At 74.1% G+C, this 15448-nt stretch carries 15 protein-coding genes; 9 read left to right on the forward strand and 6 right to left on the reverse strand.

What is annotated here, in order from left to right:
• Window positions 1–151 precede the first annotated feature (151 nt).
• Entirely contained in the window at window positions 152–820 is a 669-nt protein-coding gene (locus RM445_RS15245; RefSeq protein ID WP_311556928.1) for a pyridoxamine 5'-phosphate oxidase family protein, read from the reverse strand.
• Window positions 821–879: 59 nt separating this feature from the next.
• Between RM445_RS15245 and pdxR (RM445_RS15250) the strand changes: the two genes are divergently transcribed.
• Window positions 880–2271 (forward strand): MocR-like pyridoxine biosynthesis transcription factor PdxR, encoded by a 1392-nt coding sequence (pdxR, locus tag RM445_RS15250; protein WP_311556929.1) that lies wholly within the window; start codon window positions 880–882, stop codon window positions 2269–2271.
• A gap of 9 nt (window positions 2272–2280) precedes the next feature.
• Here the strand turns inward: pdxR (RM445_RS15250) and RM445_RS15255 are convergent, their stop codons facing one another.
• Together RM445_RS15255 and RM445_RS15260 are read right to left on the reverse strand one after the other, a co-directional pair.
• The gene (locus RM445_RS15255; protein ID WP_311556930.1) at window positions 2281–2739 is read right to left on the reverse strand and encodes a MarR family winged helix-turn-helix transcriptional regulator; all 459 of its coding nucleotides are present in this window, start codon (window positions 2737–2739) and stop codon (window positions 2281–2283) included.
• 4 nt (window positions 2740–2743) lie between these two features.
• Complete coding sequence (locus tag RM445_RS15260; RefSeq protein WP_311557195.1) at window positions 2744–5230, reverse strand: MFS transporter; 2487 nt, start codon at window positions 5228–5230, stop codon at window positions 2744–2746.
• Between the two features lie 228 nt (window positions 5231–5458).
• On the opposite strand from RM445_RS15260, the gene RM445_RS15265 reads away from it, so the two are divergent.
• Window positions 5459–5863: a hypothetical protein gene (locus RM445_RS15265; protein WP_311556932.1), complete on the forward strand. Its 405-nt coding sequence runs from the start codon at window positions 5459–5461 to the stop codon at window positions 5861–5863.
• Here RM445_RS15265 and pdxR (RM445_RS15270) read toward each other — a convergent pair whose 3' ends face one another.
• Window positions 5864–7279 (reverse strand): MocR-like pyridoxine biosynthesis transcription factor PdxR, encoded by a 1416-nt coding sequence (gene pdxR / locus RM445_RS15270; protein ID WP_311556934.1) that lies wholly within the window; start codon window positions 7277–7279, stop codon window positions 5864–5866.
• Window positions 7280–7307: 28 nt separating this feature from the next.
• Here pdxR (RM445_RS15270) and RM445_RS15275 point away from each other — a divergent pair, with 28 nt between their 5' ends.
• The 5 genes from RM445_RS15275 to RM445_RS15295 all read left to right on the forward strand — a co-directional run bounded on the left by RM445_RS15275 (window position 7308) and on the right by RM445_RS15295 (window position 12051).
• The gene (locus RM445_RS15275; RefSeq protein WP_311556935.1) at window positions 7308–8297 is read left to right on the forward strand and encodes a DMT family transporter; all 990 of its coding nucleotides are present in this window, start codon (window positions 7308–7310) and stop codon (window positions 8295–8297) included.
• Between the two features lie 147 nt (window positions 8298–8444).
• A complete protein-coding gene (locus RM445_RS15280; protein ID WP_311556936.1) occupies window positions 8445–9038 on the forward strand; it encodes a DUF4126 domain-containing protein in 594 nt (197 codons plus the stop codon).
• A 9-nt stretch (window positions 9039–9047) separates the two neighbouring features.
• Window positions 9048–9956 carry a proline dehydrogenase family protein gene (locus RM445_RS15285; protein WP_311556938.1) on the forward strand — a complete coding sequence of 303 codons (909 nt, stop codon included), beginning with the start codon at window positions 9048–9050 and terminating at the stop codon, window positions 9954–9956.
• A gap of 34 nt (window positions 9957–9990) precedes the next feature.
• Entirely contained in the window at window positions 9991–11415 is a 1425-nt protein-coding gene (locus RM445_RS15290) for an amino acid permease (RefSeq protein ID WP_311556940.1), read from the forward strand.
• A 15-nt stretch (window positions 11416–11430) separates the two neighbouring features.
• On the forward strand, window positions 11431–12051 hold the full coding sequence (locus RM445_RS15295) for an MSMEG_1061 family FMN-dependent PPOX-type flavoprotein (RefSeq protein WP_311556941.1): 621 nt from the start codon (window positions 11431–11433) through the stop codon (window positions 12049–12051).
• 11 nt (window positions 12052–12062) lie between these two features.
• Here the strand turns inward: RM445_RS15295 and RM445_RS15300 are convergent, their stop codons facing one another.
• Window positions 12063–12494: a TIGR03618 family F420-dependent PPOX class oxidoreductase gene (locus RM445_RS15300; RefSeq protein WP_311556942.1), complete on the reverse strand. Its 432-nt coding sequence runs from the start codon at window positions 12492–12494 to the stop codon at window positions 12063–12065.
• A gap of 91 nt (window positions 12495–12585) precedes the next feature.
• Here RM445_RS15300 and RM445_RS15305 point away from each other — a divergent pair, with 91 nt between their 5' ends.
• On the forward strand, window positions 12586–13884 hold the full coding sequence (locus tag RM445_RS15305) for a hypothetical protein (RefSeq protein ID WP_311556944.1): 1299 nt from the start codon (window positions 12586–12588) through the stop codon (window positions 13882–13884).
• Window positions 13881–14864, forward strand: a complete 984-nt coding sequence (locus tag RM445_RS15310; RefSeq protein ID WP_311556946.1) for a glutamate ABC transporter substrate-binding protein — start codon at window positions 13881–13883, stop codon at window positions 14862–14864. Before RM445_RS15305 ends, RM445_RS15310 begins: the two co-directional genes overlap by 4 nt.
• On the opposite strand, the gene RM445_RS15315 is transcribed toward RM445_RS15310, so the two are convergent.
• Window positions 14852–15445, reverse strand: coding sequence for an FHA domain-containing protein (locus RM445_RS15315; RefSeq protein ID WP_311556948.1), 594 nt, complete (start codon window positions 15443–15445; stop codon window positions 14852–14854). The two genes, RM445_RS15310 and RM445_RS15315, sit on opposite strands and share 13 nt — an antisense overlap.
• Window positions 15446–15448: the final 3 nt, after the last annotated feature.

Genomic DNA, 15448 nt, shown 5'->3' on the forward strand with positions numbered 1-15448 from the left:
TAGTTCACCCGCGAGTCGGCACGTTCGTCAGCGCGAGTGTGCGTACTGGTGCGCGCGAGTCGGCAGAAAGTGGCGAGCGAAAGCGCGATCCGGGGCAGGGAACTGTGCCCCGAACCTCGCATTCGCTCGCCAAGTCGTACCGACTCGCGCGTCAGCGGGCGGCCACGTGGGGTGGGGCGGGGGTGTCGGGCGGGAGCAGGGGGCAGGGCTGGGGCACGTCGAAGACGGTGCGGGTCGGGACGACGCCGGCCCAGCGGCCACCGGCGGCGACGTCCTCGTCGTCGTCGACGGGGGGACCCGTCCGCACCTTGACGCTCGCCTCGTCGAGATCGAGTGCCAGCACGGCCGTGGCGGCGAGCTCCTTGCGGTTCGGGAGGCGGGCGTGGTCCCACGAGCCGGGCGCGACGTGCTGGGTCACGGCGCGCAGCCCGGCCAGACGCTCGTCGGCGTCGTCGACGATCCTGGCCCGGCCGTGCACGACCGCGCTGCGGTAGTTCATCGAGAAGTGGAACACCGAGCGCGCGTAGACGACGCCGTCGACGTGGGTGACCGTCACGCACACCGGGGCGCCCGTCGCGGCCGCGCGCAGGGTGCCGGCGCCGGTGGATCCGTGCAGGTAGAGCGTGTCGTCGATCCGGCCGTAGGCGGTGGGCAGGACGACGGGCGCGTCGCCGAGGACCACCCCGAGGTGGCAGATCAGGCCGGCGTCGAGCACGGCGTACAGCTCGGCGCGGTCGGTCCGGGCGCGGCGCGCACCGCGGCGGATCGTGCTGCGAGCCGTGGGGGACAGGGGTGCGGTGGGGGACAGGGACGCGGTCACATAGTCATCGTGCGGCCTCCGGTGGCAGTCTGGGAGGGCCATTTCCCATCGATTCAAGGATGCCACTCGTGGACCTTCCCCTGCCAGCCCTGGAGCGGGACGCCGACACCCCGCTCGCGGTGCAGCTCGCGCACGCACTGCGGACGGCGGCGAGGGCGGGCGCGGTGCGGGTGGGGGACCGGTTGCCGTCGACCCGCTCGCTCGCGCTCGATCTCGACGTGAGCAGGACGGTGACGGCCGCGGCGTACGACCAGTTGCTCGCCGAAGGCTGGTTGGCGGGCCGGCGCGGCGCGGGGACGTTCGTGGTGGCGGTGCCGCCGAGCGTGACGGGACCGCGCGGTCCCGTGGACGCTGCGCGACCGGCGCGGGCCCGTGCCACGGGCGATGCCGCACCGATCGATCTGCGGGCCGGGATGCCGTGTGTCGCGGCGCTGGACCGGGCCGCGTGGCGGCGGGCCTGGCGGGCCGCCGCCGACGAGCCGCCCGACATCCGGCCCGACCCGGTCGGCCTGCCCGCGTTCCGCTCCGCGGTCGTCGAGCACCTGTTGCGCCACCGCGGCCTGCCCGCCGACCCCGGCACCGTACTGGCGACGGGTGGGACGACGGCCGCGGTCGGCGAGCTGGCCAGGATCTTGCCGCGCGGGGCCGCCGTGGCCGTGGAGGAGCCCGGTTACCAGCGGGCGGTCGAGGCGCTGCGCAGTGGCGGGCTCGAGGTGGTTCCGGTGCCGGTGGACGGCGACGGGCTGGTCGTCGACGCTCTGCCTGCCGGCCTGTCCGCCGTCTACTGCACGCCGGCGCACCAGTTCCCGCTGGGCGCGCGGCTGTCGGCGGCGCGGCGCGTGGCGCTGGTGGCGCGGGCGCGGACCGAGGGTTTCCTGGTCGTCGAGGACGACTACGACGGCGAGCTGCGCTACGACGTCGCGCCGCTGCCGCTGCTCGCCGCGCTCGGTCCTGACGTGGTCGTGCACCTGGGCACGGCGAGCAAGCTCCTCACCCCGACGCTCGGCGTGGGCTGGCTGGTGGGGCCGCCGGACGTCTGCACCGCGCTGGTCGGGCAGCGCGACCGCGCGGGCGTCCGCCCGGCGCGCGCCGGGCAGCGGGTGTTCGCGGAGCTGGCGGGGCACGGCGACCTCGGTCGCCACCTGCGGCGGCTGCGCCGCGAACTGGCCGAACGACGGCGGGCCGTCGTCGCGGCGGTGGCGGACGCGGAACGGCAGATCCTGGGCGACGCGGCGGGGGCGCACGTCGTGGTGCCGCTGGCCTCGGCGTCGGCGGAGGAGTCGGTGCTCGCGACGGCCGCGGCGGACGGGGTGACCCTGGACGGCCTGTCGCGTCACCACAGCGGCGTGCCCTCGCAGGCCGGGATCGTCCTCGGCTACGCCGGCCCGACCCGTGCCGAGCTCGATTGCGCTCTCCCGGCCGTCACGGCCGTCCTGCGTGCGGCGGGGTGACGCGACCGGTCAGTCCGCGAGGGCGATCTGTTCCAGCACGGGCAGGGCGGCGACGAGGGCGGCACGGCGGTCCGGGGCGAGGTCGTCGATGCGGCGGGCCAGGGCGTCGATCACGCGTCCGCGTTGCAAGTGCAGCAGTTCCACGCCCTCCGCGGTCACCGCCACCCGGGTCGCGCGGTGGTCGTCCGGATCCGGCGTGCGGGCGACGAGACCGCGCTCGTGCAAACCCTCCACGAGGCGCGACGTGGTAGGTGCGCTGGTGTCGAGGATGTCGGCGAGGCCGCCGATCCGCAGCGGCCCGGCGGCCTCGAGGGCACCGAGCGCGGTCAGCCTGGTCGGGGTCATGCCCGCGTCGGGGTCGGCGCGGACCAGCCTGCGCGCCAGGCGTCGCATCGCCAGTCGCAGGCGGTCGGCCACCTCGTTCGACGTCGAGCCGGCCACCGTTCCCGTCCCCGTCGCCGCGGTCATGGGGTCACCCTTCCCGTGGCGCCGCGTGGCGCGGGCGCTCGTGGGTCGGCGTGCCCAGGTCGAGGTCCAACCGCGTCACCGGGCCCGCCGCGACCTCGACCTGGCTCGTCGCCGGGACAAGGGCGGTGGCGACCACCGTGTAGCGGCCCGGTTCCAGGCCGGGCAGGGCGTAGTCGCCCGCCGGGTCGGTGAACGCGGTGGCCACGACGTCGCCCAGCCCGTCCGTCGCCGAGACCGCGGCCCCGGGCACCGGCCGACCGGCCGGGCTCCGGACGGTGCCCGCCAGCCCGGTGCGGGTCGGGACGAGCGTGAGGTCGGTGGCGCCGGGCTCGCACCCCGTGACGACCGTGGCGGTGGCCGGCCGGTACCCGTGGTGGCTGGCCACCACGGTCACGTCGCCCGCCACCTCGCCCGCGGGTAGCCCCGTGAGGGTCCAGCGGCCGTCGACAGCCGTGCGGGTGCGGCCGGTGACGCGCCCCTCGCCGTCGGTCGCCACCACCAGCGCGTCCGGCAGGGCCCCGGTGTCCGCAGCGGTGACCGTCCCGTGCAGCACGCCGGTTCCGCGGAGGGCGAAGTCGTGCACCGCGCCGACGCCGTTGAGCACGATCGTGGTCGCGTCGGCACGCAGGCCCGGGGCCGTGGCGACCACCAGATACGTACCCGCCGGCAGGTCCTGCAGCGTGTAGCGACCGTCCGGGCCGACCGTGGCGCGACCGACCGGGAGACCGTCGGCCGTGGTGACGGTGACGCTCCCACGCGGCACCTCGGCCCCACCGGGCCGGCGCAACGTGCCGAGCAACCGGCCCGCCGGCACGCCGCCGGGTCTCGGGTCGATCGCCCCGTCGCGCACCAGCTCGCCGGATTCCGACGCCAGCTCCGCACCCACCGACTCCCGCACGGCCGCCCGGCCACGCGTCCCGGTGAACCAGGAGGCCACGGCGGCGATGAGGCAGGCGACGATCGCGAACCAGAAGGCCGCGGTGAGGCCGTCGGAGAACGGGCCCGTGATCAGCTGCGGGAAGAAGCTGCGGCCGGTGAGGTACTCGGCCTGCTGCGCGGGCAGCGTCGTGAGCACCGGGCCCAGCAACTGCTGCACCGGGTTGTACCCGAGGAAGGCGGCGAAGAGGACCGCGACGGGCGGGAGCTCGGCGATCCGGGCGGCGTCGGCGGCAGGAACGCCGTTCGCCGTCAGCCCGCTCGACAGCGCCGCCGGCAGGGTGTTCGCCAGCCCGGCGATCATGAGCGTGAAGAACAGGCCGATCGAGAGCACCATCCCCGAGTTCTGGAAGGTGGCGTTCATGCCGGCCCCGGCGCCGCGCGCCCGGGCGGGGAGACTGTTCATCACCTCTGCGCGGTTCGGAGAGGAGAACAGGCCCATCCCGACGCCGTTGAGCAACAGCAGGGCGGCGAAGGCCATGTAGGAGAAGTCGACGGGCAGCAGCTCCAGCAGCAGGAAGCTCACCGCCGTCAGCACCATCCCGCCGGTGCTGAACCAGCGTGGGCCCATCCGGTCGGACAACACGCCCGACAGCGGTCCCGCGATCAGGAAGCCGATCGTCAACGGCAGCATGTAGATGCCGGCCCACAGCGGCGTCTCCTCGAAGGAGTAGCCGTGCTGGGGAAGCCAGATGCCCTGTAGCCAAATGATCAGGACGAACTGCAGTCCGCCGCGACCGAGCGAGGCGAGCAGGTTCGCCGTGTTGCCGAGGGTGAAGGCCCGGATCCTGAACAGCGACAGGTCGAACAGCGGGTTCGGGACCCGCAGCTCGATGGCGACGAACGCGGCGAGCACCAGCACGCCACCGATCAGGCAGGTCACCACGAACGGGCTGGTCCAGCCCATGACGTGGGCGCCGTAGGGCTGGATGCCGTAGGTGATGCCGACCAGCACGGCGATCAGGCCGACGGCGAAGGTGACGTTGCCCCACCAGTCCATCCGGGCGGGGCGGCGCTCGCCGGTGTCGCGCAGCTTGAGGTAGGCCCAGATCGTGCCGAAGATGCCGAACGGCACGGACACGAGGAATACGAGGTGCCAGTTGACGGGCCCGAGGAGGCCCCCGATCACCAACCCGAGGAACGAGCCGGCGATCGCGGCGACGCCGTTGATGCCCAGCGCCGTCCCGCGCTGCCGCGGCGGGAAGGCGTCGGTGAGGATCGCACTGGAGTTGGCCATCAGGCAGGCACCGCCGACGCCCTGGACGATCCGCCAGCCGATGAGCCACAGCGCCGCGGCGTCGCCCTGCATCCACGTCACCGCGAGCAGGACCGACGAGATCGCGAAGATCAGGAAGCCGAGGTTGTAGATCCGGACCCGGCCGTACATGTCGCCCAGCCGGCCGAGTCCGACGACGAGCACGGCCGTGACCACCATGAAGCCCATGAGCATCCACAGCAGGTAGCCGGTGTTGCCTGGGCCCAGCGGGTCGATGCCGATGCCGCGGAAGATGTCGGGCATTGCGATGAGCACGATCGAGGAGTTGATCGTGGCCATGAGCAACCCGAGCGTCGTGTTGGACAGCGCCACCCACTTGTAGCGCTCGTCATGGTGGTCCCGGCGGGTCCCGTCCGCCCCGGCCCGGTGCAGCGCCGTCTCGGCCGCCACGCGCACCACATCCCTTCACCTACTTGTTTGACACATGCTAACTACTTGTTCGGAGGTGCGTCACGGGGTGGCGCATCAGACCTGCGGACGTCGGGTAGTTCTGCCGCGGAGCGAAGGGTGGACGGCGTGGAGCTGGACCGGCTGGTGCAAGTGGGTGGGCGGGCCCTCGCGGCGACGCGGATCGCGCTGGGGGTGTCGGCCGTGGTGAGTCCGCGGCTCGCCGCGACGCCGTGGGTCGGGTGGTCGTCGACCCATCCGGCGGGCGAGGTACTCGGCCGCGCGGCCGGTGCCCGCGACATCGCCCTCGGGGCGGGCGCGTTGCTCGCCGTGAGCCAGGGGCCGCGGGCGGAGCGGACGTGGGTCGGGCTGGCCGCCTTCTGCGACGTCGTCGACGCCGTGACGACCGTCGCCACCTGGCGGCGCCTGCCCTCGCCGGGCCGCCTGCTGGTCAGCGCCGCGGCTGCGGGCGCGGCCGTCGTGGGCGTCGCGGCGGTGGCGGTGACACCCAGCCGACGGGGTTGATCACATGGCGTCGGCGAGCAGTCGCACGCCTTCCCGCAGCCGGTCCGGGGTCGTCGCGGCGTAGCCGAGCACCAGGCCCGGCGGCCCGGGGCGCAGGCGGTGGTGCGACAGCGGCTGCACCGCGACGCCCGCCGCCAGCGCGCGTTCGGCGACGGCGGCGTCGTCGGCGCCGTCCGGCAGGCCCACGAGCAGGTGCAGTCCGGCCGCGACACCGTGCACGCGGGTGCCGGGCAGGTGCAGCCGCACGGCGTCGAGCAGCGCGTCGCGACGGTCGCGCTGGCGGGCGCGGACCTTGCGCAGGTGCCGCTCGAACCCGCCGGACGTGATCAGCTCGGCGAGGGCGAGCTGGCCGAGCGCGGGCGTCGTGATGTCCGACCACTGTTTGCGCGCCACCAGCTCCTCGCGCACGTCGCGCGGGGCGACCACCCAGCCCAGGCGCAGCGCCGGGGCGAGGGTCTTCGAGACGCTGCCCACGTGGACGACGTGCTCGGGCGCGACCGCGGCCAGGGCGGCCACCGGAGCACGGTCATAGCGGTGCTCCGCGTCGTAGTCGTCTTCGATCACCAGCCTTCCGTCCGCGGCCCGCGCCCACTCCAGGAGCGCGCGCCGGCGCTCCGGCGCGAGGACGCCGCCGGTCGGGTACTGGTGCGCCGGGGTCACGAACACGGGGCCGACCCCGGTCGCGGTGAGGGCGTCGACGTCCAGCCCGCGGTCGTCGACCGGGACCGGCTCGAGGGTGAGCCCCCAGCGCTCCAGCTGGTCACGGGTGCCGCGGGAGCCCGGGTCCTCGTAGCCGACGGTGGTGACGCCGCGGCGCGCGAGCACCTGCGCGATCAGCGCGAGGCCCTGGGCCACCCCGTTCACGACCACGATCTCCGTGGGATCGGCGCGCACACCGCGCGACCGGCCCAGCCACGTCGCGAGTGCGGCGCGCAGTTCGAGGGTGCCGCGCGGGTCGCCGTAGCCGAGCGCGTGGTCCGGGGTGCGGGCGAGGGCGGCGCGTTCTGCGCGGAGCCAGGCCTGGCGCGGGAACGCCGACAGGTCGGGCAGGCCGGGGCGCAGGTCGATGGGCACCCGGACCGGCGCCGTCTCCGCCCGCACCGCGGCCGGACGGGGCGACGTGGCCAGCACACCCGTGCCGCCGCCGCGCCGGCCGCTGAGCAGGCCCTCGTCGGTGAGCCGCTGGTAGGCCTCCACGACGACCCCGCGCGACACGCCGAGCTGCCCGGCCAGCACCCGCGTCGCGGGTAGCCGGGCGCCCGCGGGCAGACGCCCGTCGGTGATCGCGTCCCGGACGGCTGCGGTGAGCCAGCCCGCCAGGCCGTGCGCGGGCGCGGATGCGGGGTCGAGCTGAAGGAAATCCGCTCCCCGGCCGACTTGGTCCACTGCCGCGGCTCCGGCTTGGCCCTGTTCCATGGGCCAAGCCTGCCCGAAGGTGAGCGTCATGTCGCTCCGCCGATCCGGCTCCGTGCTCGCGGCCGCCGCCATGACCTGCGTCGGCAGCTCCGTCGCCGTGTCCTCCACGATCACCGGTGCCCCCCTGTTCACCCTGCAGGCCGTGCGCTACGCCCTCGCCGCGGTGCTGCTGGTGGTCCTCGCACGCGCCACCGGACGGCACCTTCCGCGTCCGCACGGGTGGGAGTGGGCGTGGCTGGGCGGGATCGCGCTGACCGGGCTGGTGATCTTCAACATCGGTGTGGTCCGCGGGACGGCGCACGCCGAGCCCGCGGTCATCGGTGTCGCGGTGGCGGCCGTCCCGCTGGTGCTCGCCCTAGCCGGCCCTCTCGTCGGCGGCACGCGGCCGTCGGTCGCCGTCGTCGCCGGGGCGGCCGTCGTCTCGGTCGGGGCCGCGCTGGTCTCCGGCGGTGGCCGCACCGACCTCGCGGGGCTGGGCTGGGCGGCGGTGGTGCTCGCGGGGGAGGTGGCGTTCACGCTGCTCGCGGTGCCGGTGCTGGGCCGCCTCGGGCCGTGGGCGGTCGCGCTGCACACGGTGTGGATCGCCGCGGTGATGCTCGCGGTGCTTGCGGTCGTCGTCGAGGGGCCCGCGGCGATCGTCACCCTGGACGCCGGCGACCTCCTCGCGGCGGCACACCTCGCCGTCGTCGTCACCGCTCTGGCGTTCGTGCTCTGGTACACCGCCGTCACCCGGCTGGGAGCAGACCGTGCGGGGCTCTTCACCGGCGTCGTCCCGGTTGCGGCGGCGGCCGGCGGCGTGCTGCTCGGCGCACCGATCCCGGCGCCGGTGGTGTGGGCGGGCATGGGGCTGGTCGCCGCCGGTCTGGTGATCGGCCTGGCCGCGGGAACCCGGCGCACCCCGCGCTCGCGCGAGTCCGCGACTTCGTCAGGCCGAAAGGCACGTTCCGACGACGACCTCGGGTGTCCGAGAAGGTCGGAAGCGCGGGTTCACGCCGGCGAACCGGCGGACTCGCGCTGACGAAGTCACGGACTCGCGGGGACGAAGTCGCGGACTCGCGGGGACGAAGTCGCGGACTCGCGGGTGATAACGGAGTCGGCACGTTTCGAGGACCGACCGGACAGGACCGGGATCATCGGAGGAAGTCCGAGGCACGAGGAGGTCGCGATGATCGCTGTGCTGACCGGGATGGGGTTGTCCGCGGCCGCGGGTCTCAACGCCTACATCCCGTTCCTGGTCGTCGCGCTGATCGCCAAGTACACCGACCTGATCGTCCTGCCGTCGGCGTACGGGTGGATCGAGTCGTGGTGGGCGATCGGAATCGGGTCGGCGCTGCTGCTCACCGAGGTCGTGGTGGACAAGGTGCCCGCCGTCGACACCGTCAACGACGCCGTGCAGACCTTCATCCGGCCGACCATGGGCGGTCTGCTCGCCGCGGCCACGGCCGGCGCGGCGGAGCTCGACAAATCCGTGGAGATGCAGCACCCGTGGGTGGGCATGCTGCTCGGCGTCGTGGTGGCCGGCATCGTCCACGTCGGCAAGACGACGGCCCGGCCCGCGGCCAACGTCGCGACGCTCGGCATGGGCGCCCCGGTGCTCTCGACCGCCGAGGACGGCGCCGCGCTCGGTCTGAGCTTGATCGCCCTCTTCGTGCCGCTGCTGGTGATCGTCGCGCTCCTGGCGGTTCTCGCGGCGCTGGGCTGGCTGGTGTGGCGGGCCCGATCAGCGCGTCGGCGGCGGGTGGCCGGCAGCCACCAGTAGCTTCCGGTCATGCTCAGGTCGATGTTGCTGGCCGCCGGGAAGTCACCGCGGATGCGAGCGTTCGCGGAGGGGGCTCGACCGATGCGGCCCGTGGTCGACCGGTTCGTCGCCGGGAACGACCTCGACGCCGCCCTACCTGTGATCGCCGGGCTGGCCGCCGACCGGCTCGTCACCGTCGACCACCTCGGCGAGAACGCGACGGACCGGGCCGGGGTCGACGCGACCGTCGACGCCTACCGGGCCCTGCTGCTGCGGCTCACCGCCGAGGGTCTCGCCGAGCGGGTCGAGGTGTCGGTGAAGCTCTCCGCCGTCGGGCAGGGCCTCCCCGACGGCGACGCGCTCTCCCTCGCCGGGGCCCGGGCGATCTGCGAGGCGGCGGCCGAGGCGGGCACCACCGTCACCGTCGACATGGAGGACCACACCACCACCGACGCCACGCTCGCGACGGTCGCCGCGCTGCGCGCGGACTTCCCGTGGGTCGCGGCGGTGCTGCAGTCGCAGCTGCGCCGCACGGAGGGCGACTGCCGCGATCTCGCCGGGCCGGGTTCGCGGGTCCGGCTCTGCAAGGGTGCCTACGACGAGCCGGAGTCGGTCGCCTTCGCCGGCCGTGCGGACGTCGACCGGTCGTACGTCCGCTGCATGAAGATCCTCTTCGCCGGCGAGGGCCTTCCGCTGGTCGCCACGCACGACCCGCGGCTCGTCGCGATCGCGCAGCACCTCGGTCGCGACCGCCCGTACGAGCTGCAGATGCTCTACGGCGTCCGCCCCGGCGCGCAGGTCGACCTGGCCGCCGCCGGGGAACGGATGCGCGTGTACGTGCCGTACGGGACGCAGTGGTACGGCTACTTCATGCGTCGACTGGCTGAACGACCGGCCAATGTCGCATTCTTCCTGCGGGCGCTGGCCACCCGAGGCTGACCGGCGCCTTGTCCGATCACGCGGGGGAGGCGGCATGTCCGAGTCGGGGTTGCGCACGGCGTTCCTGCGCCGGAAGCCGATCGACGACATCGAGTCCGAGGGCGGAGACGGCCTGCAGCGCACGCTCGGCCTGTGGCAGCTCACGGCCATCGGGATCGGCGGCATCATCGGTGCCGGAATCTTCTCCCTGGCCGGGGCGGTCGCGAACGAGAAGGCCGGGCCCGCGGTCCTCGTCTCGTTCCTGATCGCCGGCGTCGCGAGTGCCGCGGCCGCTTTCTCCTACGCGGAGTTCGCCGGCCTGATCCCGCGCGCGGGATCGGCCTACACCTACGGCTACGTGGTGCTGGGGGAGTTCGCGGGCTGGTTCATCGGCTGGGACCTGCTGCTGGAGTACACCGCAATCGTCTCCGTCGTCGCCATCGGCATCTCCGGCTACTTCGGCGAGCTGATCGGTTTCCTCGGGCTGTCGTTGCCGCAGTGGATGCTCGGCGCTCCCGGTTCCGAGACCGGCGACGTGCCTCCGGGCACCTACAAGATCGACCTGTTCGCCGTGCTGCTGTGCCTGCTCATCGCCTTCGTCCTCAACCGCGGGATGCGCAGCGCCGCACGCTTCGAGACGTGGCTCGTCTACCTCAAGGTCGCGATCGTCCTGCTGGTGATCGTGGTGGGCGCCTTCCACATCCAGGCGGGCAACTACGTCCCGTTCTTCCCGTTCGGGCTCGGCGGCGCGTTCGCGGGCGCCGCGACGGTGTTCTTCGCCGTGTTCGGCTACGACGCGATGAGCACCGCCGCGGAGGAGTCGAAGGACTCCCAGCGGCACATGCCGAAGGCAATCCTGTACTCGCTGGCGATCTCGATGGTGCTCTACGTACTGGCCTGCCTGGTGCTGACCGGCATGGTGAACTACCGCGACATCAACGCCGAGGCGGCGTTCGCGTCGGCGTTCGCCGACGTCGGGCTCCCGGTGCTGGGGGCGGTCATCTCCGTCGGCGCGATCGTCGGGATCCTCACGGTGCTGTTCACGTTCCTGCTCGGGGCGTCGCGGGTGGGCTACTCGATGAGCCGCGACGGCCTGCTGCCCGGCTGGCTGTCGCACACCTCACCGACGACCCACGCGCCGACGCGGATCACCTGGATCCTCGGCATCGCGTCCGCCCTCATCGCCGGATTCCTGCCGATCGGCGAGGCGGCGGAGCTGACGAACATCGGGATCCTGCTGGCGTTCATCGTCGTCTGCATCGCGGTGGTCGTGCTGCGCTACAAGCAGCCCGACCTGCCGCGGACGTTCCGCTGCCCCGGGATGCCGGTCGTGCCGCTGGTCGGCGTCGGGTTCTCGATCTGGCTGATCAGCTTCCTCGACCCCGTGACGTGGCTGCGCTTTGCCATCTGGTTCCTGCTGGGTCTGGTGATCTACCTGGCGTACGGGCGGCGGCGATCCCGGCTGGCGCAGCGCTCGTAAGGCTAGCCTTGCCGCATGGCCAGAGTCATCAGTTCCGCCGACGAGCTGCGCGAGATCGTGCCCCCGCCCACGCAGATCGTCGCCGACAAGGCGATCGACCACATCGACGACGCCTCCCGCCGCTTCCTCGAGGCCAGCCCGTTCTTCCTGCTGGCCACCTCCGCCGACGACGGCTCGTGCGACGTGTCCCCGCGTGGCGACCCCCCGGGCAGTGTCCTGGTGCTCGACCGCAGCACCCTCGCCTTCGGCGACCGCAAGGGCAACCGCCGGCTCGACAGCCTGCGCAACATCCTGGCGAACCCGCAGGTGGGCATGCTGTTCCTCGTGCCCGGCTCGGGCGACACGCTGCGGGTCAACGGCACCGGGCGGATCGTCGCCGACGCCGACTACCTCCCGGAGATGGCGCGCGGCGGGGTTGTCCCGCACCTCGCGATCGAGGTCGTCGTGGACGAGCTGTTCCTGCACTGCAGCAAGGCGTTCGGCCGGTCCGCGCTGTGGGATCCCGCGTCGTGGCCCGCGAAGGGCGAGGTGCCCTCGGCCGGGGAGATCGTCCGCAGCCAGCACCCCGCGGTGACGGTCCCGGCGGCGGAGATCGACGCGGCGCTGGAGGAGAGCGCGGTCGTCAACCGCTACTGACGGTGCCGTGCTCAGCTGTTGCCGTAGACCCGGCGCGGCGTCACGAGCACCGCGACCCGGCCCTCCTCGCGCATGACGCGGTCGTAGGTGTCCCAGTCGTCGTGGGTGCCGCCGGCCGCGGCGAACACCGCCCGGAGCAGCAGCCGCAGCGACTCGGGATCGGTCTCGTCCGGTCCGACGATCTCGCTGTCGCCGTCGACCGCGATCCACCGCCAGCCGACCCGCCAGGTCAGCGCCGTCGCCGGCCGGGCCCGCAGGCTGCGGAGCTTGACCGGGCCGTACGTGACGTAGGCGGCGACGGGCTCGCCGGTGTGCGGGTGGTCCAGCACACCGGCGTTGACCAGGGAGACGTGCGGGGTGCCGTCGGCGCGCACCACCGCCACCGTGGCGAGGCCGTGGTCGCCCGCGACCATGGACCGGACGGGGTCGAGATCGACACTCATGGGCGCAGCCTGGCACGTGCGGGCGCCTCTGGGGAGGGGTCCCGGTGACGTGGGCCACGATGGCTGCACCGCACGACCGTCGGAGGTGGCCATGAGCGTCGACGCCCCGCCCCGACCTGCGCCCGCGTGGCGCCGGTCGCTGGGCAGCGGGTCCACGACACCGGAGCGGCTCTTCCGGGTGGCGATCGTGCTGGTCGTCGGGTGTCTCGCCACGGCGCTGGTGAGCGTGCTCGCCGGGATGCAGCGCACCGCGTCGGTGGAGGAGGCGCAGACCCGGATCGCGGCGCTGACCGCCGACTCCGCGGAGCTCTACCGCTCGCTGGCCGACGCCGACGCGATGGCCACGAGCGGCTACGTCTCCGGCGGCCGCGAACCGATCGCGGTGCGGACCCGCTACGACGACGACATCGCCCGGGCGACCGGCCGGCTGGTCGACGCCGCGGGGCGCCTGCCCGGCAGCATCCCGGTCGCGACCGTCGCAGCCCAGCTGCCGGTCTACGCCGGGCTGGTGGAGACCGCGCGCACGCTCAACCGCGAGGGGCTGCCACTGGGGCAGGCATTCCTGGGCAGCGCGTCGGAGCTGATGCGCGGGACGATCCTCCCGGCGGCCGAGGAGCTGCGCCGGCAGCAGGCCGCCGAGCTGGCCGGGGCCTACGAGCGGGGCGTCGCGATCCCGTTCGCGGTGGGGGCACTGCTGCTGGCCACGCTGGTCGCGGTCGTCGACGTCTCGCTGCGCGAGCGGCGCCGCACCCACCGCATCGTCAGCGTCGGGCTGCTCACCGCCGCGGTCGCGCTGGTGGCCGCGCTGGTGTGGTGGGTGGCGGCGGTCGGCACGGCCAACAGCCGGCTCGCCACCGCACAGCGGCACAGCGACGCCGTGACAGCGCTGGACGGTGCCCGGACCGCCGTGCTGCAGGCCCGCAGCGCCGAGAGCCTCACGCTGGTGGCCCGCAGCGCCGGTTTCGCCTCCGACGACGACTTCACCGCCGGGATCGTCGCGGTGGTCGGCGCCGACGGGGCGAGCGGCCTGCTCGGCCGGGCTGACGGCGGGGCGCCCGGCTCGGCGGACCGGGTGACGGCGCTGCGTGTGGCGGTCGGGGAGTGGCAGGCCGCCCACCGGCAGGTGCGCGAACTCGACGACGGCGGGCGGTACGCCGACGCGGTGGCGTCCGTGGTCACCTCCGAGCCCGGTGGCTCGGGTGCGGCCTTCGAGCGCCTCGACGCCGCCTTGGGCGAGGCGATCGACGAGGAGCGCGCGGCCTTCACCGACGCCACCGGTTCCGCCGCATCGGCTCTGACCGGCCTGGTCGCCGGTCCTGCCCTCCTGGCACTGATGGCGGCCGCGGGTGTCGCGGTCGGTCTCGGTCAACGGATCGGGGAGGACCGATGACCACAGCGACCGTCAACGTCGGACGCCCGCTGGGCTACCTGTGTGCCGCCGGTGTGCTCGCGGTGGGTGCGCTGCTGCTGCCCGGCGGCGCCGCTCCAAACCAGCTCGCCTCCGGCGCGGTGCCGAGCGCGACGTCCGCCCCGCCGAGCCCGACGCAGAGCCCGGCCTGTGCCGGCGTCCGCGAGAGCCTGCGCCCCACGGGCCCGCTCCCGGCCGCGGGGGCGATGCCGGCCGGCTCGACGATGGCCGCGATCGCCGGGCGCGGCCGGTTGATCGCGGGAGTCGACCGGGGCAAGTTCCTCGCCGGCTACCGCGACCCGCAGACCGGGCAGCTGGTGGGCGCGGACATCGACATCGTCCACTCGATCGCGAAGGCCATCCTCGGCGACGCCGACAAGGTCCAGTTCGTCGTGCTCGACATCGCCGACCGCGTGCGGGCGGTGCAGCGCGGCGAGGTCGACCTGGTCGTCGACCACTTCACCGTCACCTGCGACCGCCAGCGCAGCGTCGAGTTCTCCAGCGCCTACATGACCGCGTCGCAACGGCTGCTGGTGCCGGTCGGCAGCGGCGTGCGCGAGGTCGAGGACCTGACCGGGCAGCGGGTGTGCACGTCGCTCGGGTCGACGACCGAGGGCGTGCTGCGCGCCCTGCCGCTGCGGCTGGACGTGGTGTCGCGGCGGGGGATTCCGGACTGCGTGGTCGAGATGCAGCGGGGCCGGGTGTCCGCGGTCTCCAGCGACGACGTGATCCTGGCGGGGCTGGCCGCGCAGGACCCGCAGACGGAGGTCGTCGGCCGGGCGCTGGACCACTCGTCGTACGGCGTCGGGATGCGGCCCGACCAGCCCGATCTGGTGCGGTTCGTGAACGCGCTGCTCGAGCGCTCCCGGGACGACGGCAGCCTCGCCGCGAGCTACAAGCGGTGGCTGGGCGGCACGCTGAAGCCCGTCCCGCAGCCCCCGCCGGCCCGCTACCGCGACTGATCGACGGAGACGGTGATCGTCGTCCAGGCGCCGAGCCGGACGACGCTGCCGTCGGCGAGCGGAACCGGGACGTGCGCCGTAATCGGGCCGTCGGCGCCGGCGAGGCTGGTGCCGTTGGTGGAGCCCAGATCGACGAGGTCCCAGCCGCCATCGGAGCGGGCCACCAGCACCGCGTGCACGGCCGAGACACCGGGGTCCACGTCGGCGAGGTCGATCTCGGGCGTTGTGCCGCGGATGCGGCTGTGCCGGCCGATGGCCACGCGCACGCCGGACAGCGGATAGCACCGGTCGACGGCGTGGTGCGGGAACTCCAGCGCGGCGGCGTCGGCCCCGTTCCGCCGGCGGACCTCCTCGAACCAGGCGGGGTCCGCGCGCACGACGGCCTGCCACGTCGCCCGCGCCGGAGCGTCGCTGTCGTGTCCGCAGCGCTCGCAGAAGCGCCCGCTCAGCGGCGCACCGCACACGACGCAGTCCGGCGGAGGCGACGGGGACGGGGCCGAGCTCGGCCCGGCCAGGGCGAGGCCGCACACGTCGCACCAGTCGGGGTCGGCCGAATCGTGCCCCTGCGGACAGGCGGGCACGGG

This window comes from Pseudonocardia charpentierae (genome assembly GCF_031845345.1).
Classification (GTDB): Bacteria; Actinomycetota; Actinomycetes; order Mycobacteriales; family Pseudonocardiaceae; genus Pseudonocardia; species Pseudonocardia charpentierae.